The 21,885-nt window shown below is 67.4% G+C and carries 21 protein-coding genes; 9 read left to right on the forward strand and 12 right to left on the reverse strand.

What is annotated here, in order from left to right:
- Nucleotides 1-16 precede the first annotated feature (16 nt).
- The 4 genes from ABD116_RS09500 (at nt 17) to ABD116_RS09515 (ending at nt 4,778) form a co-directional block, all read left to right on the forward strand.
- Entirely contained in the window at nt 17-1,282 is a 1,266-nt protein-coding gene (locus ABD116_RS09500; protein ID WP_343967094.1) for an ABC transporter substrate-binding protein, read from the forward strand.
- Nucleotides 1,279-2,169: a carbohydrate ABC transporter permease gene (locus tag ABD116_RS09505; RefSeq protein WP_343967096.1), complete on the forward strand. Its 891-nt coding sequence runs from the start codon at nt 1,279-1,281 to the stop codon at nt 2,167-2,169. Before ABD116_RS09500 ends, ABD116_RS09505 begins: the two co-directional genes overlap by 4 nt.
- Nucleotides 2,159-2,998: a carbohydrate ABC transporter permease gene (locus ABD116_RS09510; RefSeq protein ID WP_343967098.1), complete on the forward strand. Its 840-nt coding sequence runs from the start codon at nt 2,159-2,161 to the stop codon at nt 2,996-2,998. The genes ABD116_RS09505 and ABD116_RS09510 overlap by 11 nt, the downstream gene beginning before the upstream one ends.
- Before the next feature lie 97 nt (nt 2,999-3,095).
- Nucleotides 3,096-4,778 carry a glycosyl hydrolase family 28-related protein gene (locus ABD116_RS09515; RefSeq protein ID WP_343967100.1) on the forward strand — a complete coding sequence of 561 codons (1,683 nt, stop codon included), beginning with the start codon at nt 3,096-3,098 and terminating at the stop codon, nt 4,776-4,778.
- Here ABD116_RS09515 and ABD116_RS09520 read toward each other — a convergent pair.
- From ABD116_RS09520 to ABD116_RS09530, 3 genes are all read right to left on the reverse strand, one after another.
- The gene (locus ABD116_RS09520; protein WP_343967102.1) at nt 4,775-5,134 is read right to left on the reverse strand and encodes a tetratricopeptide repeat protein; all 360 of its coding nucleotides are present in this window, start codon (nt 5,132-5,134) and stop codon (nt 4,775-4,777) included. The genes ABD116_RS09515 and ABD116_RS09520 overlap by 4 nt on opposite strands.
- A gap of 46 nt (nt 5,135-5,180) precedes the next feature.
- A complete protein-coding gene (locus tag ABD116_RS09525) occupies nt 5,181-6,047 on the reverse strand; it encodes an aldo/keto reductase (RefSeq protein ID WP_343967104.1) in 867 nt (288 codons plus the stop codon).
- A gap of 81 nt (nt 6,048-6,128) precedes the next feature.
- Nucleotides 6,129-7,712 (reverse strand): alkaline phosphatase D family protein, encoded by a 1,584-nt coding sequence (locus ABD116_RS09530; RefSeq protein ID WP_343967106.1) that lies wholly within the window; start codon nt 7,710-7,712, stop codon nt 6,129-6,131.
- A 132-nt stretch (nt 7,713-7,844) separates the two neighbouring features.
- Between ABD116_RS09530 and ABD116_RS09535 the strand changes: the two genes are divergently transcribed.
- Nucleotides 7,845-8,333, forward strand: a complete 489-nt coding sequence (locus ABD116_RS09535; protein WP_343967108.1) for a GNAT family N-acetyltransferase — start codon at nt 7,845-7,847, stop codon at nt 8,331-8,333.
- 34 nt (nt 8,334-8,367) lie between these two features.
- Entirely contained in the window at nt 8,368-8,844 is a 477-nt protein-coding gene (locus ABD116_RS09540; RefSeq protein WP_343967110.1) for a hypothetical protein, read from the forward strand.
- Nucleotides 8,845-9,172: 328 nt separating this feature from the next.
- Here ABD116_RS09540 and ABD116_RS09545 read toward each other — a convergent pair whose 3' ends face one another.
- The 6 genes from ABD116_RS09545 to ABD116_RS09570 form a co-directional block, all read right to left on the reverse strand.
- Nucleotides 9,173-10,627, reverse strand: coding sequence for a diguanylate cyclase domain-containing protein (locus ABD116_RS09545; protein WP_343967112.1), 1,455 nt, complete (start codon nt 10,625-10,627; stop codon nt 9,173-9,175).
- A 200-nt stretch (nt 10,628-10,827) separates the two neighbouring features.
- Nucleotides 10,828-11,586, reverse strand: coding sequence for a sugar phosphate isomerase/epimerase family protein (locus tag ABD116_RS09550; protein ID WP_343967114.1), 759 nt, complete (start codon nt 11,584-11,586; stop codon nt 10,828-10,830).
- A gap of 46 nt (nt 11,587-11,632) precedes the next feature.
- The gene (locus ABD116_RS09555) at nt 11,633-12,448 is read right to left on the reverse strand and encodes a sugar phosphate isomerase/epimerase family protein (protein ID WP_343967116.1); all 816 of its coding nucleotides are present in this window, start codon (nt 12,446-12,448) and stop codon (nt 11,633-11,635) included.
- Nucleotides 12,445-13,599: a dihydrodipicolinate synthase family protein gene (locus ABD116_RS09560; protein WP_343967118.1), complete on the reverse strand. Its 1,155-nt coding sequence runs from the start codon at nt 13,597-13,599 to the stop codon at nt 12,445-12,447. The genes ABD116_RS09555 and ABD116_RS09560 overlap by 4 nt, the downstream gene beginning before the upstream one ends.
- Nucleotides 13,596-14,765, reverse strand: a complete 1,170-nt coding sequence (locus ABD116_RS09565; RefSeq protein ID WP_343967120.1) for a Gfo/Idh/MocA family protein — start codon at nt 14,763-14,765, stop codon at nt 13,596-13,598. Before ABD116_RS09565 ends, ABD116_RS09560 begins: the two co-directional genes overlap by 4 nt.
- A 40-nt stretch (nt 14,766-14,805) precedes the next feature.
- Nucleotides 14,806-15,540, reverse strand: a complete 735-nt coding sequence (locus ABD116_RS09570) for a cupin domain-containing protein (protein WP_343967122.1) — start codon at nt 15,538-15,540, stop codon at nt 14,806-14,808.
- Nucleotides 15,541-15,755: 215 nt separating this feature from the next.
- Here ABD116_RS09570 and ABD116_RS09575 point away from each other — a divergent pair, with 215 nt between their 5' ends.
- Nucleotides 15,756-17,324 (forward strand): threonine/serine exporter family protein, encoded by a 1,569-nt coding sequence (locus ABD116_RS09575; protein ID WP_343967124.1) that lies wholly within the window; start codon nt 15,756-15,758, stop codon nt 17,322-17,324.
- On the opposite strand, the gene ABD116_RS09580 is transcribed toward ABD116_RS09575, so the two are convergent.
- Complete coding sequence (locus ABD116_RS09580) at nt 17,321-18,289, reverse strand: zinc-binding dehydrogenase (protein ID WP_343967126.1); 969 nt, start codon at nt 18,287-18,289, stop codon at nt 17,321-17,323. The two genes, ABD116_RS09575 and ABD116_RS09580, sit on opposite strands and share 4 nt — an antisense overlap.
- A 177-nt stretch (nt 18,290-18,466) precedes the next feature.
- On the opposite strand from ABD116_RS09580, the gene ABD116_RS09585 reads away from it, so the two are divergent.
- Entirely contained in the window at nt 18,467-19,129 is a 663-nt protein-coding gene (locus tag ABD116_RS09585; RefSeq protein WP_343967128.1) for a helix-turn-helix domain-containing protein, read from the forward strand.
- On the opposite strand, the gene ABD116_RS09590 is transcribed toward ABD116_RS09585, so the two are convergent.
- Both ABD116_RS09590 and ABD116_RS09595 read right to left on the reverse strand, forming a co-directional pair.
- Complete coding sequence (locus ABD116_RS09590) at nt 19,126-19,587, reverse strand: hypothetical protein (RefSeq protein WP_343967129.1); 462 nt, start codon at nt 19,585-19,587, stop codon at nt 19,126-19,128. The two genes, ABD116_RS09585 and ABD116_RS09590, sit on opposite strands and share 4 nt — an antisense overlap.
- 26 nt (nt 19,588-19,613) lie before the next feature.
- On the reverse strand, nt 19,614-21,161 hold the full coding sequence (locus ABD116_RS09595; protein ID WP_343967131.1) for a glycoside hydrolase family 183 protein: 1,548 nt from the start codon (nt 21,159-21,161) through the stop codon (nt 19,614-19,616).
- A 135-nt stretch (nt 21,162-21,296) separates the two neighbouring features.
- On the opposite strand from ABD116_RS09595, the gene ABD116_RS09600 reads away from it, so the two are divergent.
- A complete protein-coding gene (locus ABD116_RS09600; protein ID WP_343967133.1) occupies nt 21,297-21,884 on the forward strand; it encodes a TetR/AcrR family transcriptional regulator in 588 nt (195 codons plus the stop codon).
- The last annotated feature ends 1 nt before the right edge of the window (nt 21,885 follow it).

Below are 21,885 nucleotides of genomic sequence, written 5' to 3' on the forward strand. Positions count from 1 at the left end.
TTGTGAGGAACCGCTGATGAGAATCACGAGGAGAGTGTTCGGGACGGCTGCCATCGGCAGCATGGTGCTCGCGCTGGTGGCCTGCGGTGGCGGATCGTCGCCGGCGGCCGAATCGCCCGACGGCGTCGACCTGCGGATGACGGTCTGGACGTCCAACAAGGACCAGCTGGCGTTGTTCAACTCGATCGCGGACGCATACCGGGCCGAGCATCCCGGCGTACGCCGGATCACCTTCGACAGCTTGCCGTTCGCCGACTACAACAGCACGCTGACCACGCAGATCGCCGGTGGCAACACCCCCGACCTGGCCTGGATGGGTGACATCTCGCACGACCTGATCGCCGCGAAGGCGCTGGTGCCGTTGACCGGCAAGCTCAAGGGCACAGCGGGCTGGGACTACGGCGATCTGGTGGACAGCGTGACCGCCGAGTTCAGCCGGGACGGTGAGCTCTACGCGTACCCGTTCTCCAACTCGCCGTTCGCCCTCTACGTCAACAACGACCTGCTGGCCAAGGCCGGCCAGACTGCCGGGAAGGGCGAGCTCAGCTGGGAGCAGGTCAGCAAGATCGGTGGAGCGGTCCATGCCAAGACCGGCAAGGCGGGTTTCGTCATCCGCGACTTCGACTACTCGGGCTGGAACATGCTCGGGACCGTGTGGCCGGGTTGGGGTGCCTCCGCGTGGAACGCGGACGGCACGCAGTGCGGGATGAACAGCGACCAGATGGTGTCGGCGTTCCAGTTCCTGCACAACGCGATCTACGTCGACAAGTCGATGCCCGGGCCTGGGGTGAAGGCCGACTTCTTCGCGGGCGACTCCGCGTTCACGATTGCTCAGGTGTCACGGGCGACGTTGCTCGACGGTGCGTTCAAGTACTCGATCCACCCGTTGCCGACCGGGCCGTCCGGGAAGTACTCGGTGATCGGGCAGGCGGGCGTCGGCGTACTGAAGTCCAGCAAGCATGTGCCGCAGGCAACGGAATTCCTTGCCTACCTGACGAATCCGGCCAACGCGGCCAAGCTCGCCCAGTACTTCCCGCCGCCGCGCAAGTCGCTGCTGACCGGCGCCAAGCTGGCCGCGGTGAACAAGAAACTGTCGGCCGCGCAACTCCAGGCCGTCGTGATCGACCAGCTGAACGGCGCCGTGACGCTGCCCAACCACACCAAGCCGGCCGAGATCTCGCAGAAGGGGAAGGCTGCGCTGGATGCGATCTGGGCCCAGGATGCGGACATCAAGTCCGTGCTGGGCAAGACCTGCGACGCATTGCAGCCGCTGCTGAAATGACTGGGTATTGGACCGGCCGCAGACGCGACAGCTTGGCGGGGTATCTGTTCGTCGCGCCGCAGGTGCTCGGGGTCCTGCTGTTCGTCCTGCTGCCGGTCGGGCTCGCGGTGTTCTACAGCTTCAACACCTGGAACGTCTTCACCGGCGAGATGACCTTCAACGGCGGGTCGAACTACGCGGATCTGGTGAACGACCCGCAGTTGCCCAAGGTGTTGCTGGCCACGCTGTTCTTCTCCGGTGGCGTCGTGGTCCTGAATCTCACGGTCGGGCTGCTCCTGGCGGTTCTGCTCAACCGGCGGTTCCCGGGCGTCACCGCCTTCCGGGCGATCTTCTTCTCACCGGTGGTGGTGTCGGTGGTCGCGTGGACGCTGGTCTGGGGGTTCTTGCTGCAGGACAACGGGGGGATCAATGGAGTGTTGTCCGTGGTCGGGATCGACGGACCGAACTGGCTTCAGCAGGGGCCGACGGCGATGGTCAGCGTCATCTTCGCCCAGGTCGTGCGCAGTGTCGGGGTCAACGTCGTGCTCTTCCTGGCTGCCCTGCAAGGGGTTCCGCGCGAGCTCTACGAGGCGGCCCGGGTGGACGGGGCCGGCAGCCGCAAGGTCTTCTTCGGGATCACGCTGCCGATGATCTCGCCGACCTTGTTGCTGACCGGGATCATCACGGTGGTCGGAGCGCTGCAGGCATTCGCGCAGATCGCAGTACTGACTCAGGGCGGGCCGGGTGTCTCGACGACGGTCCTTGTCTACTACGTGTTCCAGCAGGCCTTCGAGTTCAACAACATCGGGTATGGGTCGACCCTGGCGCTGATGCTGCTGTCCTTCGTGCTGGTGTTGACGATTCTGCAGTGGCAGTTGCGTCGGAAGTGGGTCTTCCATGAAGAGTGATCGGCTGGTCCGGCGGGCTGTTTGGTACATCGCACTGGTCGTGTTGTGTCTGCCGTTCGTGGTGCCGACGGTGTGGATGGTGACGTCCTCGTTCAAGCCGCTGCGGGAGATCTTCGCGACGCCGCCGACGTTGTTCGCGAAGAATCCGGTCGTCGGGGCGTACTCGGAAGCCTTTGATTTCCAGCCGTTCGGGCGGCAGTACTTCAACAGCGTCTACATCGCGGTCGTCGTCACGGTGATCGTGCTGCTGGTGTCGAGCCTGGCCGGGTATGCCTTCGCGCGGATCAGGTTCCCGGGGCGCAACGTGCTGTTCGTCGTCGTGCTGACCGGGCTGCTGGTGCCGAGCGAGACGACGATCGTGCCGTTGTTCCAGATGTTCAAGCGGGCCGGGATGATCAACACGCATTGGCCGTTGATCCTGGTCACGTCGTTCGCCGGACCGTGCGTGCTGGCGACGTTCATCATGCGGCAGTTCTTCATCGCGCTGCCGCTGGAGCTGGAGGAGGCGGCCCGGCTGGACGGGCTCGGGCGGGTGGCGACCTGGTGGCGGATCGGCGTACCGCTGTCGAAGCCGGCCGCGTCGGCGGTCGCGATCCTCACCTTCATGTCGTCGTGGAACCTGTACCTCGAGCCGACCGTGTACATCACCACGCCGGAGCTCTTCACCCTGCCGCAGGCGCTCACCCGGTTCACCGACGCGTACGGCGGCAACATGTGGAACGTCCAGCTGGCCGGCGCGTCGCTGACCGTCGTACCGGTGCTGCTCGTGTTCGTGCTGGCGCAGCGGCAGTTCGTGGAGGGGATCGCGCACTCGGGGCTCAAGGGGTAGTTCGTCGGAGAAGGCTTTCCGAGGTCTTGTCAGATCGGTCCCGTCCAGTGAAACTAGGTCCCGCCATGCGAAACCTCACCGCCCGAGGAGCGCCACCATGCGACAGGACCGTCCCCAGCTCTCCCGCCGGCTGCTGCTAGGTGGAGCCGTCGCGCTTCCGGCCGCGGCGGCGCTTCCCGCCTCAGCCGCCGTGGTCCCGTCAGGCGGAACTGCGACCCGAGGCCGGGAGGATGTCTCGGCCGAGCTGCTCGATCAGTGGGCGGAGGCGCCCGGCACGCATCCGCTCATCCCGGATATCTCGCACGCCGGCTACGGCGGCGGCGAGCGCCCGCGCCGGCCGCGAGTCGTCGCCCGCGTCACCGATTTCGGCGCCCGGGCTGACCTCGCCGTCGACTCGGCAGCCGCCTTCACGGCAGCAGTCCGGTACGCCGGTGAGCACGGCGGCGGCACTGTCGTCGTACCGCGAGGCACGTACCGTCTCGACTCGCCTCTCTGGATCCAGTGGTCGAACGTGGTCCTCAAGGGCTCCGGCCCCGACGACACGATCCTGCACTTCACCCGGCCGCTCGACGAGTCGTACCGGCCCAACCTCCAGCCGAGCTTGCAGAGTCGCTGGTCCTGGACGGGCGGGCAGATCTGGGTGATCGCACCCGAACGGAAGGCCAGGTCCGAGGCTGAGGACTTCGCGGCGTCGGAGGGGTGGTTGCTCGGCGACACGCTCACCGCGGTCGGGTCGGCGTCGCGAGGGCAGCGGACGCTGCTCGTGGCGGACACGAGTCGGCTCGCGGCGGGCGATCTCGTCGTACTGGAGACGGACAATCCTGCCGACGCGGGCGTGCTGCGGCATGTGGCTGGGGATGTCGCTGGAGTCAGTGCGTATGACTGGCCGGTGAAGGCGCCGCAGCTGACGACTGGGTCTGGTGGGCAGTACATCCAGTACGCGACGCTGCAGTGGCCGGTCCGGATCGAAGCCGTGCTGGGGGACCGCCTGGTGAGGTTGGCCCAGCCGTTGCGGTATGACCTGCGGCCGAGCTGGCCGTCGCGGTTCCGGGAGATCGGGCCGACGCTGCATGACGTCGGGGTGGAGTCGCTGACGATCCGCAACGAGCTGCGGCCGATGACGATCCACAACCGGCATCCAGGGTCGAACGGCCTTTGTTTCCAGGCGGTTCATGACTGCTGGGCTGATGACGTACGGGTCGAGAACTGTGATCTGGGGTTCGGGTTCACCACTACGAAGGCGGTCACGTTGACCGATGTCGTGGTGGGTGGGCGGTCGGCTCATCACAGCTTTGCCTGCCGGATGCAGTCGCATGACAACCTGGTCGACGGCTTTGAGATCGAGCAGTTCACCGTCCCGCTGCCGAGTGGGTCGCTGCATCACGGACTCAACCTGGAAGGGTTGTCGGCCGGGAACGTCTGGCGTCGCGGCACGATGGCCGAGGGCACGTTCGACACCCACCGGGCGATGCCGTTCGAGAACGCCCGAACGGACATCACCCTCACCAACAACGGCCGGGTCGGTGGCTCGGCCGCCTCCGGTCCACTCTTCGGAGCCCGGATCGCGCACTGGAACGTCCGCGTCTCCAGCGGTGTTCCTTACGCGATCGACCTGGCAGACGTCGCTCCTCGCAGCATCACCGTCGGCCTGCAGGGCTTGGGATCCGCGGGGAGCGGGCTGCCTCGAGACTTCCAGGGCGACCTCGAGAACGGCACGTATCAACTGGCGTCGCGTCCCTCGGTCGCCGACCTGTACGCCGCCCAGCGGGCCAGGAGTTAGCTCTTCGTGCTGCTGTGGCTCTGCGAGGCCAGGAGTGAATCGTCGCCGGTGAGGGCAGCGGCGATTCGGCGGTGCTTGATGGCTTCGTCGCCGCGGCTGAGGCGTTCGAGCGTACGGGCCATCAACAGGTGTGCGTACGCCTCGGTCGGGTCGCGGTCGAGGATCACCAGCAGGTGTTCCTCGGCCGGCTTCAGGGATGCACTGTGGAAGTAGGCACGCGCCAGCAACAGACGAGTGCCCACGTCATCCGGGGTCTCCTCGACGATTGGGAGCAGTGCACGGATCGCCCCGCGATAGTCCCGCTCGTCGAAGTACTGCTGGCCAAGGCCATAACTCAACGCGCGCATGTCCTCCATGCCCGCCTCAACGTCCTTTGGCCGAGCCGGTATTCCGCCTAGGTGTTCAGGACGCGTCGAGGGTGGCGACCTGGTCGGGGGTGAGGGTCAGCTCGATGGCCGAGTAGGAGTCGCGGATGGTCTCCGGGCGACTGGAGCCGGGGATCGGGATGACGACCGGGGACTTGGCGAGCATCCAGGCCAGGGTGAGCTTCTGCGGGCTGACGCCCAGCTCGCCGGCCAGCTGGTGGAACGCCGGGTGCTTGTCGCCGAGGTCCGAGGCGTTGGAGATGCCGCCGAGCGGGGACCAGGGCAGGAAGGCGATCCCGAGTTCGTCGCACAGCTCGAGCTCGGGTTCGCTGGACCGGAAGGCCGGCGAGAACTGGTTCTGGACCGAGACGAGCCGGCCGCCGAGGATCTCGTTCGCCTGCCGGATCTGGTCCGGGTCGGCGTTGGAGATACCGGCCATCCGGATCTTGCCCGCGTCGAGCAGGTCGCGGATCGCGCCGACGGAGTCCTCGTACGGCGTCTTCGGGTCCGGCCGGTGGAACTGGTACAGCCCGATCGCGTCGACCCCGAGCCGCTTGAGCGAGTCCTCGGCCGCCTGCTTCAGGTGCGCGGGCGAACCGTCCAGCGTCCACGCGCCGCCACCCGGGCGAAGGTGTCCGCCCTTGGTCGCGACCAGTACGTCGGACGTGTCGCCGCCGTAGGAGTTGAGCGCCTTCGCGATCAGCGTCTCGTTGTGGCCGATGTCGGAGGAGTCGAGGTGATAGGCGTCGGCGGTGTCGATCAAGGTGATGCCCGCGTCGAGCGCGGCGTGGATGGTCGCGATCGACCGGCTCTCGTCAGGCCGTCCTTCGATCGACATCGGCATACCGCCGAGGCCGATCGCGCTGACCTGGGTGTCGCCGATCCTGCGGGTGGTTGAGGTCATACACCCCAACCTCCCGCAGGACGGCTCATCTTTCAAACAGCAATAACCACTGAGAGTCAGCAGTGGGAGTACTGAATCGGCTCAGGAGGCGTGGACGTGCGGGTTGTGGTCCTCGACGACGTAGCTGGCCCGGGTGCTGATCGGGGCGTCCGGGGTGCTGACGTAGGGGAGGACGCGGAAGTCGGAGCGCCAGCGGTGCTGGTCGGCGGTGACGCGGACGTAGCCTCGCTGCGAGTTGAAGAACTTGAGGTGCGGGTTGGCGGCGAGGAACTGGTCGCCCTGCGGAGTGGTGTCGGCGCCGTCGCCGCCGCTGGTGATCGACGTACCGACGAACTCGGTGCCGACCGTGCGCGAGTCGGGATCGGCGAAGTCGCGCTTGAGTTCCAGGGCGTAGTTCTGATGACGGTCGCCGGTGATCACGACCAGGTTCCGTACGCCGCCGTCCTGCGCCGCCGCGAGCACCTTGTTGCGCTCGGCAACATAACCGTCCCACGGGTCGAGCCAGACGTGGGTGTCCGGGCCGGGGTCCATGTCGGTCTGGCCCATCGGGGTCTGGTTGCCGATCACCTGCCAGCGGGCGTTGGACTGACGGAACCCGTCCAGCAGCCACTTGCGCTGCTTGCCGCCGAGCATCGTATTGTCCGGGTCGAACCGGTCATCGCACGTCGCCGAGTCGCCGTCGCCACACGGCTGGTCGGTCCGGTACTGGCGGGTGTCGAGGATGGTGAAGTCGGCGAGGCGTCCGTACGGGAGGCGGCGGTGGTACCGGATGTCCGGGCCCTTGGGCATCTGTGCGTGCCTTAGCGGCAGGTTCTCGTACATCGCCTGGAATGCCTGCGCCCGGCGCTGGCGGAAGATCACCGGGTCCTGATCCGGCTCGGTGTCGGCCTGGGAGAGGTCGCCGGCCCAGTTGTTCTCCACCTCGTGGTCGTCGAACGTGTGGATCCACGGGTGCGCCGCGTGCGCGGCCTGCAGCGGCGCCTCGGTCTTGTAGAGCGAGTACTGCAGCCGGTACCGGGCCAGGTCGAACGTCTCGGTGTGGAAGCGGGGATCCGTCACCACGCCACGCTTGTTGGTCTTCACGCCGGACTCGTAGAGGTAGTCGCCCAGGTGCACCACCAGGTCGAGATCCTCGTCCGCCATGTGCTGGTACGCGGTGAAGTACCCGTCTTGCCAGGCGTTGCACGAGGCGAACGCGAATCGCACCTCACGCGGCGAGCTGAGCGGATGCGGGGTGGTCCGGGTGCGGCCGACCGTCGAGATCTCGCCGCCGGTGCGGAAGCGGTAGTAGTACTCGTGATCCGGCAGCAGCCCGTTGACCTCGGGGTGGACCGAGTGGCCGAGCTCTGGGGTCGCGACCACGCTGGACCGGCGTACCAGGTGCCGGAAGCGCTCGTCGCGGGCGATCTCGTACTCCACGCGGACCGGCTTGGCCGGCATGCCGCCCTTGCCGTCGACGGCGAACGGGTCGATGGCTAGGCGGGTCCAGAGCACGACACTGCTGTACTGCGGGTCGCCGGACGCCACGCCAAGGGTGAACGGGTTGCCTGCGCCGGCCGGGGCGGCGTACGTGGTCGAGGCGTCCCAGGTGCCGGTACCGAGCAGCACCGCGCCGGCAGCACTCGCCCCTCCGAGTCCGATGAAGCGACGACGTGAAACAGCCATGGGTTTCCTCCGGTGAGCGGTCGGTGGTGGCCTCAGCCTTCCGGGCTCAGATGACCCTCGGGCGACCGGTAGGTAAACGGTTGCCGCCGGTTGCTTGCTCTTGGTCAACGGATAACGCGGCAGGATGTTCGCATGCAGACTGACGACCGAATCCGCCGCGCCCAGCCCTCCGACGTACCGGCGATCGTCGAGCTGGTCTATGCGCTCGCGGAGTACGAAAAGGCTCCTGACGAGTGCCACCTGACCGCTGAGCAGCTCTCAACGGCCCTCTTCGGCCCGACCCCCGCGGCCTTCTGCCACGTAGCCCTCGCCGATGGCGAGGTAGTCGGCTGCGCCATCTGGTTCCTCAGCTTCTCCACCTGGCGAGGAGTCCACGGCATCTACCTGGAAGACCTCTTCGTCAGCCCCCTCCACCGAGGCTCCGGCCTGGGCAAAGCCCTCCTGACCGCCCTGGCCCAAGAATGCGTCCTCAACAACTACGAACGCCTCGAATGGTCAGTCCTCAACTGGAACACCCCAGCCATCGACTTCTACAAGTCCGTCGGCGCCAACCCCCAGGACGAGTGGACCGTCTACCGCCTGACCGACGAAGCCCTCACCAAGCTGGGCTCGCTCGAATAGCCGACGTCTGGGTGGGCTGAGCGAGAATGACCAGGTGGAACTGAAACCCCTGCTGATCACCCGCATCTCCAGTGCGCTTGTCTGGCCGGTCCTGGCGGCCGTGCTGGTCATCGTCTTGTACGGCAACGACGTACCGCTGGGCGTGGTGATCGGTGTCGGGGTGGTGGCGCTGGCGGCCGCCTGCTACCTCGGACTCTTCGGATGGCGCCTCGGCGTGGTCTGCGACGACGCGGGCGTCGAGGTCCACGGGTTGTTCCGCAACCGCCGGATCGCGCGGGACCAGGTGACCTCGATCACCGACTTCCCCGCCGTCCGCTGGAAGTCCCCCGACGGCAAGTCCCACTGGACCCCGATCTTCGCCTTCACCAACATCCACCGGGTGATGCCACTGGTCGACCGCCACAACGAGGCCGCCATCGCAATCCTTCAACAGTGGGAATCCGAACGACACCGAACAGCCAAAGCAGACCGCCGCCAACAACGCCGCCGCAGACAACGCCCCGCCCAGTAATCCCCAGGCGCTCTCACCAACAGCCCGAACGCGCCCTCCTGCGTCACATGCTCCGGGCCGTCCGCCCGCTACCAACAACAGTCGGCCCACCGGATCGCCACCACCCAACCCCGCAAACCATCGAACCCGCGACGGTAGGCGCTGGCCTGATGAGTTGGCGTGCCCCAACGGTCTGCAACCCTGGACTTGGGGAGGATCTTCCCAGGGGCCGAGGAGGTGTTTCGCCCAGATCGGGGGTACGACCCTCCCCAACCCTCCCCACTCGTCGCCAGCTGTGCGATCGCAGCCATCGGCGACCAGTCGATGCTTCAGCCCGCGGGGGAGCCGGTCAGGTCTGAGTAGCCCGGTAGGTGCGTTTGGCTTCGTACATGGCGTTGTCGGCGGTTCGGAGGAGTTCGTCGAGGTCGGCGGCGTACGGGCTGACGATGGCGGTGCCGATGCTGGCTGTGACCGGGACGTCGATGCCGTCGAGTGGTTGGCTGATGGATTCGTCGATGCGGCGCATCAGGACGTCCAGGTCGTCGCCGTCGATGTCTTCGGCGAGGATGGCGAATTCGTCGCCGCCGAGGCGGGCCACGGTGTCGCCATGGCGGACCTCGGTCAAAAGCCGGTCGGCGATTTCGCGGAGGGCTTTGTCGCCGGCCTCGTGGCCGTACTTGTCGTTGACCTGTTTGAAGTGGTTCAGGTCGCAGAACAGCAGGACCCCGCGTCGCCCGCTCTGTCGCGACCGTTGCAGCGCAGCATTGAAGCGGTGCTGGAGCAGGCGGCGATTCGGCAGGCCGGTGAGCGGATCGTGGGCCGCGTGGTGGCGGAGTTCGCGTTCTTCGTCCTTGCGGGCGGTCACGTCGTCGATCTGGATCAGGATGATCCGCGGCTGATCCTTGCCTTGGTCAACGATCGCGGCGGTGCCGCCCAGCCAGATGTCGTTTCCGTCGGTACGCCGGAACGTGCGCTCGAACCGGTACGGGCCGCGCCCGGTGGCAAGCTGCTGGATCTCCCGCTCAGTCTGGCCGGTCTCCTCGTCGCGCAGGTAGTCGACGAAGGTCGTGCCGATCAACTGAGCCGGCGTGTACCCGGTGATGTGACAGAAAGCGTCGTTGACGCGAAGGATCCGCCCCGCCTCCGGACCGTCGAAGGCGATCGTCGCCATCCCGTTGCCGGCGCCCTCGAAGACCAGCCGGAAAGTCGTCTCGCTCGCCTCCAGCCGCGCCTTCTCGGCGAGCAACTGATCGGTCAGCCGGGCCTTGTCGATCGCGATCCCGGCCTGGGTCGCGAAGATCTCCAGCAGTTCGCGATGGATCTGCCCCGGTCGCCGCTGGTCCTCGGGCAGATCGACCGACAACATCCCGACCAGCTCTCCATCGGACGAGTGCAGCGGCGCGAACAGCGCGTCCAGCGGATGCCAGGCGTCGGCTGCGGTCGGTACCGGGATCTCGGGCACCCAGCCGACGATCTCGCCGCCCTCGGGCAGCCGCTCGTGCGGTACGAACCGCAGCCCGCCCCACTTGTCCGCGATCGCGAACTCCGCGTCGAAGATGTCGGCCGCGCTGATCGTGCCGAGCAACGCCTCCCGGGCCTCCGGCGAGCCGGCCACGGCGATCACCTCGAACTTGCCGTCGGCCTGCCGCAGGTTGAGCACGGCGATCCCGAAGCCGAGGCCGGTGACGACGCCGTCGACGACCGCCTGCAGCGTCTCGGCCAGGCTGCGCCCAGCACCCATCCGGGCGCTCACCTCGTACAGACGGCGCACTGCCGTCATCCGTACGGTGGGCTCGTTCTGCACGTGCGATCTCTCCGGCGTCACGGCGTCGGCGGCCTCACGGGACCCCGCCGTGGTGAGGGCCCTCTTACAGGGTGACAGACCATTCACGCCGGAAGACGCTCTCCAGCGCGGCACGGACGACCGATTTACGCCGGACGGGAGCCGACCGCGTGCTGTCAGTGACGAGAATACGCCTACCGGTACGTACCGTGAGAAACCGATCAGTAGCGAATCGATGCCAGCGCCTGGTACGACGTACGCGCCGACTCCCACTGATCGGTCGGTGCATCGTGCTCGACCAGCCACTGCTGCACGCCACCCGACTCTGCGTGAGCGAAGATCGCGGCGAAGTCGAGCGTGCCGGTGCCGACGTCCGCGAACGAACCGTCCGTCGCCATGTCCTTCACGTGCAGCGCGGGGAACCGGCCGGGGTGGTCGCGGAAGTAGTCGATCGGGTCCTTGCCGCCGTTGACCACCCAGTACAGGTCGAGCTCGAAGCCGAGCAGGTCGGCGTCGACCTCGTCGAGCAGGATGTCGAACAGCACCTGCCCGTCGACCTCGTCGAAGTCATGGCCGTGGTTGTGGAAGAGCAGCTTCAGCCCTTCCTTCTTCGCCAACTGTCCCGCGGTGTTGAAAGCGCGAGCGGCCTCCCGGAACCCGTCGAGCGTGCGCAGCTCGACCGGAAGCGACGGTACGACGACCCACTGGCCGCCGAGCGTCCGGACGTCCGCGAGAGCGCCCTCCCAGTTGTCGGTCAGCCGGGGATAGCCGACGTGCTCGAGCACGATCTTCAGGCCGGCCGCATCGGCGTACGAGCGGATCTCCTCGGCCGAGTGGCCGAAGCGGCCGCTGACACCGATCGTCTGGTAGCCGATCTCCGCGAGTCGCTGCAGGGTGCCGGGGTAGTCGGCGGCGAGTGCCTCGCGCATCGTGTAGAGGTGCATGCCGATGCCGTCAGCGGGAATGGTCCGGTCGCTCATGGGGAGGTGGCTCCTTCGAGTTTCTGGATGCAGCTTCTAGGTGGGGTCAGGCGACGTGCTCTAGATACCGCGCCAGAGCGAGGTCGAAGACGTCCTGGCCGGGCGCGTCCCACAGTTGCTGGTTGAAGATCTCGACCTCGACCGGCCCGTCGTACCCGGCCGCGTCGCAGGCCGCGCGGAGCCGGCGCAGCTCGATCGAGCCGTCGCCCATCATGCCGCGGCCGAGCAGGTTGTCGGCGGGGAGCGGGGTGGTCCAGTCGCTCACTTGGTACGAGCAGATCCGGGCGCCGGCCCGCTCGATCTGGCGGTAGATGTCGGCATCCCACCAGAGATGGTAGGCATCGACGACCACGCCGACCTGTTCGACGGGGAACTGCTCGGCCAGGTCGAGGGCGCCGCTCAGCGAGGAGACGACGCAGCGGTCGGAGCAGAACATCGGGTGCAGGGGCTCGACCGCCAGACGGACACCGCGCTCACCGGCGTACGGCGCAAGCTCGGCGAGGCCGTCGCGGATCATGCCGCGGGCGCCGTCGATGTCGCGGGAGCCGGGTGGGAGGCCGCCGCTGACGAGCACCAGCACGTCGGTGCCGAGGGTGGCCGCCTCGTCGATCGCTCGGCGGTTGTCCTCGATCTTCGCCTGGCGTTCGGCGGCGTCGGTGGCGGTGAAGAAACCGCTTCTGCACAAGGAGGAAACGCGTAGTCCGGCGTCGGCGACGAGCTTGGCCGAGCGCTCGACGCCGTACTCCTGGATCGGCTCGCGCCACAGGCCGATCCAGGACAGGTCGGCTTTGGCGCTGGCGGCGACGACGTCCTCCAGCGGCCAGTACTTCGTGGTCGCCTGGTTGAGGCTGTAGCGATTCATGCGTCGATCCCGCCGACCGCTAGCAGCTGCTTGAAGCGGGTTGTCGCCAGCTCGGGCGAGGTCAGTACGCCGGCCGCATCGGCCAGCCGGAAGGTGTCGGCCAGGTGTGACAGCGAGCGGCCGGTCTGCAGCCCGCCGACCATGCCGAAGCCGGGCTGGTGTCCGTTGAGCCAAGCCAGGAAGGCGATTCCGGTCTTGTAGTAGTACGTCGGCGCCGAGAAGATCTGCCGCGCCAGCGGGACGGTCGGTGCGAAGATCTCCTCGTACTTCACCAGCTCGCCGTCGTCGAGCGCCTTCAACGCGGCCGCGGCGGCCGGCGCGATCGCGGCGAAGATCCCGAGCAACGCGTCGCTGTACCGCTCACCGTCGCCCCGAATCAGCTCCGGGTAGTTGAAGTCGTCGCCCGTGTAGAGCCGGATGCCCTCGGGCAGACGCTTGCGCAGGGCAACTTCTTTGGCCGCGTCGAGCAAGGACACCTTGATCCCGTCGACCTTGCTCACGTTCTCGTTGATCAGGTCGACGACTACGTCCGCGGCAGTATCGAGTGAGTCGCTGCCCCAGTATCCGTCGAGGGCGGGATCGAACATGGAGCCGAGCCAATGCAGGATCACCGGCCGGGACGACTGGCTCAGCAGGTGGTCGTACACCTTGCGGTAGTCGTCCGGTGAGTTGGCGGCGGCGCACAGGGCTCGGCTGGCCATGAGGATGGGTTGAGCCCCGACCTCTTCGGCGAGTGCCAATTGCTCTTCGTAGGCGGCGATCACGGCGTCGAGTGCGTGAGTGCCCGCAGGCAGCTGGTCTGTGCCCACGCCAACTGCAATACGCCCAGCTGGTGCTTCGGCGGCTGAGCGGCGGATCAGCTCCTGGGTTGCCGGCCAGTCGAGGCCCATGCCTCGTTGGGCTGTGTCCATGGCTTCGGCTACCGAGAGGCCCAGGGACCAGAGGTGGCGGCGGAAGCCTAGGGTGTGGTCCCAGTCGATGGCCGCGGGCGCGCCCGGCGAGTTGTCGGCCAACGGATCCGACACCACGTGGGCAGCGGCGAAGGCCAAGCGAGAGGTTGCCGGGTTGTAGTTGCCGGCGGCAATCGGAGTACCGACTAGCTGGTAGGTCTCCAGGCTGCCGTTGAGGGGTAGGCGGAGGGACAGGGTCATGGGCGGGACTCGATGTCGAGGGCGGGGACCTCCAGCTTGCGGCCTTCGCGCCAGGACTGGAGGCCCAGTTCGGCCAGCTGGACGCCCTTGGCGCCTTCGACGAAGTCCCAGGTGAAGGGGGCGTCGTCGACGACGTGGCGCAGGAACATCTCCCACTGGACCTTGAAGCCGTTGTCGAAGACCTCGTTGTCGGGCACCTCGGCCCACTGGTCGCGGAACGAGTACGCGGCCGGGAGGTCTGGGTTCCAGACGGGCTTGGGGGTCGCGGAGCGGTGCTGGGCACGGCAGTTGCGCAGGCCGGCGACGGCGCTGCCCTCGGTACCGTCGACCTGGAACTCGACCAGCTCGTCACGGAACACCCGCGTCGTCCAGGACGAGTTGAGCTGGGCGATGATGCCGCCCTCCAGCTCGAAGACCCCGTACGCCGCGTCCTCGGCGGTGGCTTGGTAGGCCTGACCCTGCTCGTCGTACCGGGTCGGGATGTGGGTCGCGCCCTGGCAGTAGACCGACTTGACCGGGGCGAAGATCTGGTCGAGCACGTACCGCCAGTGGCAGAACATGTCGACGACGATGCCGCCGCCCTCTTCGGTCTTGTAGTTCCAGGCCGGTCGCTGTGCTTCCTGCCAGTCGCCCTCGAAGACCCAGTAGCCGAACTCGCCCCGGACCGACAGGATCTCGCCGAAGAAGCCGCCGTCGACGAGGCGCTTGAGCTTGCGCAGGCCGGGCAGCGAGAGCTTGTCCTGGACGACGCCGTTCTTCAGCCCGGAGTCGCGGACCAGGCGGGCCAGGTCGACGGCTGCCTCGAGGCCTTCGGCGATCGGCTTCTCGCAGTAGATCGCCTTACCTGCTTCGACGGCGGCGCGGACGCCCTTCTCGCGGAGCTGGGTGAGCTGGGAGTCGAAGTAGATCTCGACGTCGGGCTCGGCGAGCGCCTCGGACAGGTCGGTGGTCCAGCGGCTCAGACCGTACTGGTCGGCGATGTTCTTCAGCTTGAGTTCGTTGCGGCCGACCAGGATCGGCTCGGGGATGATCATCGTTCCGTCGGCGGCCGGGATCCCGCCCTGCTCGCGGATCGCCACGATGGAACGCTCCAGGTGCTGGCGCAGGCCCATCCGGCCGGTGACGCCGTTCATCACGATGCCGACGCGTCGATCGTTCACAGTCATACCTCTCTTCGGCGCGGTCTGCGCGGGGTGTGGGGCGGTTTCACGGGTGCTGGTTCAGGTCATAGACATCGAGGCGGCCGCACATGCCGTGGCGGCCGAACTCGGTGGGGGCAGGGAGTTCGTGGAGCTCTGCGGTCTGCAGGTGGGGGGCTTTGCCTGCTTCGAGAGCTTCGAGTGCGGCGCCGGTTTCGTCGGCGAGGCGGCGGGCGCCTTGTTCCCAGCGCTTGCGCCAGTCGGCGAGTTGGGGCTGGACGATGCGGACGGCTGACTCGTAGAACGCGTCGAGGGCGGTGGGGCCGTCGGCGGCGTACGCGTCGCGTAGTACGGCGAAGCCTTCGAGGGCCAGGTTGCGGCGGGCCATCGCGGACGGCGTACGGGCCTCGCCTTCACCGGTGAGCGTGGTGGCCTCGAGGTACGTCTCGCGGTCGGTGAGGTGCTCGGGTGGGAGCGTGAGGACGGCGTCGCCTGCCTCGGGGAGGCCGGAGTTCGACATCAGGGTGAGGATCTGCAGGCCACCGCCGTTGATCAGCCGGTGGATCGTGCCGGGGTCGAACCAGACGACCGTGCCGGCCTGCAGCGGGGTCTCGGTGAAGCCCTTCGGGTTGAGGGTCTGGACCGCGCCGGAGCCGGCGATCACGTAGTACCCCTCGGAGCAGGCGAGGTGGACGTGCGGGGTGCCGCCGACCAGACCGTCGGGCGCCTCGATGTCGTACACGGTCAGCCGCGAGACGCCGATACCGCCGGGCAGTGCCGCGGCCGGGCCGAACTCGCACATGCTCGTCTCCTCGCGTTGGGCTGCTGAAGCCTTGGAAAGGGCTTTCCAAGGCTCGTGACCGCAACCTTAGGTGGGCCGTCACGGCGAGTCAACCTGTCGGGAAAGTCGGTGGAAAGCGATTGCAGGCCGATTCCGGACAGCGGGGTGCCGATCGGCGGATGGGGTACGGCGAGGCGATGGGCGTTAGCGTCGTTTCAGGAGACGAAAGGAGCACGGTGGCCAAGCGCGGCGATTCGGCAGCCGACGGGGGCGAGACAGGCCCACCGTCGCTCGACGTCACCCTGACGGAAGACCTCCGCCTGGGCGAACGCCGGCAAGCTGAGCGTCGGCAGGCTGAGCGACGGCGGCGGGAGCGGCGGGAGTCCGAGCCGACGACCGGTGAGTTGTCGGTGGATGAGTTGTCGGCTGAACTGCAGGCGGCGGATGAGCGGGCGCGGGATGAGCAGCGTGAGCTTTATCGCACCCTCGATCTCGCTCTGCGGATCGGCGAGGTCGTGCTCTCCAGCGGCGCCGGCACCGCGGACGCCACCGCCACCATCCTCAGCGTGACCGCCGCCGCCGGACTGCGCGGTTGCGAGGTCGACATCACCTTCACCTCGATCGCGATCTCGTACCAGGCAGCGCCCGACGTCGCCCCCGAGACGCACATGCGCATCGTCCGGTACCGCGGCCAGGACTTCTCCCGCCTGACAGCCGTCGACCAACTCGTACGCCGCTTCGTCCGCGCCGAACTCACCCGCGAAGAAGCCAGCCGCGAGCTGGCCCGGATGGTCTCAGCCGGCCCGCCCTTCCCGCGCTGGAGCTCGGTAGTCGCCTGGGGCGTGATGGCCGGCGGCGCGACCCTCCTTCTCGGCGGCGGCTGGCTGATCACCCTCGTCGCCGTCGTCACCGCCTGCTTCATCGAGCTCAGCAACCGCTGGTTCAACCGCCAACGCCTCCCCGCCTTCTACCAACAGGTCGCAGGCGCTTTCGTCGCAACGGCCGTAGCCCTGATCCTGTACGCCGTACACGCCCCAGTGAAACCATCCCTGGTAGTTGCCGCCGGCATCATCATGTTGCTCGCCGGCATCGCCCTCACCGGTGCCGTCCAAGACGCGATCACCGGGTACTACGTCACCGCCGCCGCCCGAAGCCTCGAAGCGATGCTGCTCACCGGCGGAATCATCGCCGGCGTCTCACTGGGCATCAGCCTCGGCATCAAAATGGGTCTCCCGGTAGCCATCGAGGCCCAGACGATCCAGCTCAGCAACCTCCCCGTCATGGTCGGATCCGGCGCTCTGATGGCCGTCGCGTTCGCCTACGCGTCGTACTCCCCGCTGCGTTCCCTGCTCCCGATCGCGATCGTCGGCGGGCTCGGTTCGCTCGTCTTCACCTTGATGTCGCGCGCGCAGTTCGGCCCGGCCTGGTCGACCGCGGCAGCCGCCTTCGTCGTCGGCCTCACCGGCTACTCCCTGGGCCGCCGCTCCGGCGTCCCGCCCCTGGTGGTCGTCGTCTCCGGCACGGTCCCGCTGCTTCCAGGACTCACCATTTACAAGGGTTTGCTCGAGTTGATGAGCCTCGGCAACCTCATCGGCATCGTCTCGCTGGCCACGGCGGTCGCCATCGGCGTCGCCCTCGCGTCGGGCGTGATCCTCGGCGAATACGTGGCTCAGCCGATCCGGCGTGAGGCCCGTCGACTGGAGGACCGGCTGGCCGGTCCGCGCCTGGTGGGTCCGCGGCGGCCGGTACGGCGGCGTACCGAGCGCTCGCGTTCCCACCGCTCGCGGCGTACCCGCAGTCACTAAGGAATGACGACGACCTTCCCCGTGGCCTGGTTGTTCTCCATGTGGTGATGGGCCTTGGCGATCTCGTCCAGCGTGAAGACGCGGTCGAGGTTGGGCCGGTAGACGCCGGCCTCGACCTCATCGACGATCCGCTGCAACGTGCTGCTGCCCGAAGCATCCTTGCTGTGGAAGGTCGTGAGGCGGGTCCCGGACGGGATCATTGCGATCGGTTCGAACTCCGGGATCGACCACCCGCTGAGCGACCCGGACACACAGACCGTGCCACCACGGCGTACCAACCTCAACGAATCCAAGGCCGTCCTCGCCCCGACGAGATCGAGCACATTGTCGGGACCCTCCGGCCAGATCGCCTGCACCGCCGCGGCCAGCGACTCGCCGTCGTCGATGAGCACGTGCTCGACACCAGCCGCGGTCAGCGCCTCGGCTTTGTCCGTACTCCGGGTAGTCGCCGCCACCGTGATGCCGTGGCCGGTGGCAATCGATGCGGCCGCCATCCCCACCGACGAGGTCCCGCCGCGGATCAGCAAGCTGCCGCCAGGCCCCAATGCATCGAGTGAGCCCTGCGCGGTCAGGTACGTCTCGGGGAGCGCCGCCAAGATCCCCCAGGGCAGTGTCGTGGTGAGAGGCATCAGCAACGAGTTCGGTAACAACGCGTACTCCGCATAGCCGCCGTCGAACGCCCGCCCCATCTCGCCCATCACCGCCGCGACGGTCGTACCCTCCGGCAGCCGCGCATCCGTCGACGCCACCACGATCCCGACGCACTCGATCCCGAGCACCCGCGGGAAGCTCACGCTGGGCGAATGCCCCTGCCGCGTTCGCAGCTCGGACCGGTTGAGCCCGGCCCCCTTCACCTGCACCAGACTCCACCCCTCCCGCACCTCCGGAATCGGCACCTCGCGGATCTCCAGTACTTCGGGATCGCCCGCCCGGACACAGACCGCCGCTCGCATCGTCGTTCGCATGCCTCAACTCTCGCCGCGCGACCTCGTGGCGGGCCACCGGTAAACTGCCAACTCATGCCCGTTGGCCGCCAATCTCCGTCATCACCTCGGACCCTGCATCTATGGCCGTCCGGAGGAGTCCACGTCTGGCCGTCGGGCGGAACCAGTACGGCGCACTCCCACCCGCGAGGACACCTCGTGTACGCGGCTCGCGGCGTCCTCTCGGTCCATACCGAACAAGGCACCTCGGTGGTCCCGGCGAACCGAGTCGCCTGGACGCCCGGCGGGTTCACGCACTACCACCAGGCTCACGGCGACACCGACATGCGAATCCTGTTCCTCACACCAGCCCAGGCCCGGCTCGTGCCGACTCGCCCGTCCGTGTTCACCGTCTCCGACCTGGCCCGCGAGGTACTGCTCACCCTCACCGGCCCCCGCAGTTACGACGCCGGCGGCCATGGCACTACCGCCCAGAACCGCCTCGTGCGCGTGCTCGTCGACGAACTGGACCAAGCCCAAGAACAACCGTTGCAACTTCCCGAGCCCCACGATGACCGACTACGTGCCCTGGCCCAGCTCCTGTACGACGAGCCTGCCGACAACACCCCGCTGGCCGAACTCGGCCACAAGATCGGCGCCAGTGCCCGCACCCTCAGCCGCCTACTCCGCGACGAACTCGGCCTGACCTTCTATCAATGGCGCACCCAACTCCGCATCTGCCACGCCCTGGTCCTACTGGCCGAAGGCCACGACACAACCCACACCGCCCACGCCTGCGGCTGGTCCAACCCCAGCACCTTCATCACCGCCTTCACCACCCTGGTAGGCACCACCCCCGGCCGCTACCGAAGCGCCAACTAGCGCAGCGAGCCGAGTTCGTCGATCACCCGAGGCGGAGTGCCGAGAAACACCCGCGGATCTGTGGTCGCATAGCCGATGTTGAAGGTATCGAGCTGGTAGATCCATTCACCGCTGTTGTAGTGCACCAAGCGGTAGTTCAGCTGCCACCGCAACCACTCGCCGGCCTCGATCCGCACGGCGGGATGCCGACTGCGCGGCGGCATCGGATAGTAGGTATTCGGGTACGCCCGGCATCGCCCGTTGTCCTCGGTCAGCTCCAGCCCGAACAGGGCGAGGTCGCCCGTCGACACTCGGGGCAGATAGTCCGACCACTGCTCCATCTCGACGCTGTGAAAGATCGGGCCCGGCCCGGGCGGCAACGCGAAGGCCACCGGTACGCCGTTGCGTACCGCCGCGTTCGGTCCGCCCCGGGACTCCTTGCCCCAGCGGGTCCGCACCCGTTGCACCACGACATCCACAGGCGAATGGTGGCATCAGCGCAGGGTCATCGAATTTCCTCGAGTACTACGTCGTCGAGTTGGAGCCAGACGTCTTGGCCGTGGCCGAAGAAGCCGGCGTAGAGCTGGACCAATGAGTCGCGGCCGCTGTCGAAGATGGTGGTTACTTGGGTGTACTGCGGGTGTGCGCCGCCGGTCTTCTGGGTGATGACCTTGCCGCGGAGGGTTCGGGCGCCGAGCATCGTTTCGGTGTTGTTGTCGGCGGTGCGGATCCAGGCGGAGAGTTTGTAGCGGTGGTGGGGGCGGACGGCGACGGTCTGCTGGAGTTGGTGCTGGCCGATCGAGTCGCGGACGAAGGCGTTGCTGGTGCCGCTGTGGCCCACGTTGGCCTTGTCGATGCCGCCTCGGCCGTTGAGTTGCCAGGGAGGCGACGGAGCGGCACCGGACTGGGCTTCGAAGCCGGGATCCGTTACCAGGTTGGTGACTGAGCCGTCGTCGGTCAGCTTGGTGTGCATGAGGAAGACGTTGTACGGGTCCCACTGCGACATCGTGAAGTAGAGGTCGGGGCCGGCGGACCACGGATGCATGAAGGTTCCGTAGAGCCCGGGGAAGTCGGTGCCTCGGACAACCACCTGCTGACCGGACCACGGGCCGGTGAGGGACGCGGCGGAGCGTAGTACGACGGAAGCCCGTTGCTCGTCGAGGTACATCATCAACCACCTGCCGAGATAGGCGTTCCACTGCACGGACACTTCACTGATCGGCCCGGCAGCGATCGGTACTGCGGAACGCTCATCGCGCGACCAGTTGCCGCCGTCCCAATAGCGCCACGCCTTCTTCGACAACACCTGCTGCTCCGGTACGCGCGCCAGGTGCGCGTTGCCGAACCGGCCGTTCGGAGTACCGATCATGTAGACGTAGCCGCCCGACCGGACCAGCGCGTTCATCTGGAAGTCGTCGTCCCAGGCGGCCGTGTTCTTCCAGATCGCCTTCGGATCCTTCGTCCAGGTCTCGCCGTTGTCGTCGGAGTACGCGAAGCCCGAATGGTTCGTGAACCAGCTGCCGGCCGGACCCCAGTAGTTGACTGACATGTACTGCACGTACTGCCGCTTGCCGACCGAGATCCCCGCGGTCGGGATCACGGTGTGCTCGTCCCGATCGATCTTCTTGCAGCCGAGGAACTCCTTGGCGTGCCCAGGCCGGTCCTCGGCGGCGCTGTCGAGCGTCATGCCGTCGGCGAGGTTGTGGTCCTTGCTCCGGAACAGCAGATTGCAACGCCAGTCGATGGTCGCCGGATCGCCCGCGCCCCCACCCGGCCCGGTCCAGCCACTGCCGTAGCTATCGCCGAACGCGGTCAGGATCTCGCCCGAACCGTTGTCCCAGAGGATGCCCAGATCGGTCGCCTTCAGCCCGAAGCGAGCCTCGGTGTCGTTGATCGATCCCGGCCCGGTGAGCTTCGCGACCCGCTCGGCCGGCGCCGGTACCGCTTCAGCAGCTGACGGTACCGCCGAAGCGCGGGCGTCCGGCGCGGGGTTGGCCGGCAGCAGCGCGGCCCCGAGCAGCACCGGAAGGATGAAGGCCAATCGCTTCTGCATGCGCGTCTCCTAGGCGGCTCGATGATGCTCGTCCAACGGCAGGAAATCGATTTCTCGCCCACGCTAGCGAGGTGCCCCAGGCAGGTCAACGGCTGATCGCTTGACACTTTTTATCCAGCTGGGTAATTTTTATACATGCGGATAAACGGGAGGGCGGGCAGTACGGCGGCCCGGCGCGAGCAGATCGTCGGCGCGACCATCGGCGTACTGGCCGAGCGCGGTTACGCGGGCACGTCGTTCGATGCGATCTGCGAGGCGGCCGGGCTGAGCAGCAAGCGGCTGATCTCGTACCACTTCCAGACCAAGGAAGAGCTGCTCGCCGAGGTGCTCCGGCAGGTGACCGAGGACGCGGCGGCCTTCATGCGGCCAACGCTCGACGCGGCGACCGGCCCGGCCGAGCTGCTCGCGGCGTACATCACCTCGAACATCGGCTTCATCGCCGCGCAGCCGGATCATGTCCGTGCTGTTCAACAGATCGTCTTCGGCGCAGGACCGATGCCCTCGGAGGAATCCGATGGCGCAGTCGTGCGGCTGGTCGCGCTGTTCGACGAGGGCCAGCATGCCGGCGCCTTCCGGACCTTCGACTCGCTGTTGATGGCGGTGACGCTGCGCGGGGCGATCGACGTCGCGGCCGGCCGGCTCGTGGCCGGCGCGGATCCCAAGGCCTACGCCCGCGAACTGACCGAGATCTTCGACCGAGCGACCCGAGCGGAGCTGTCGTGAC

It is taken from the genome of Kribbella koreensis (genome assembly GCF_039525325.1).
Lineage (GTDB): Bacteria > Actinomycetota > Actinomycetes > Propionibacteriales > Kribbellaceae > Kribbella > Kribbella koreensis.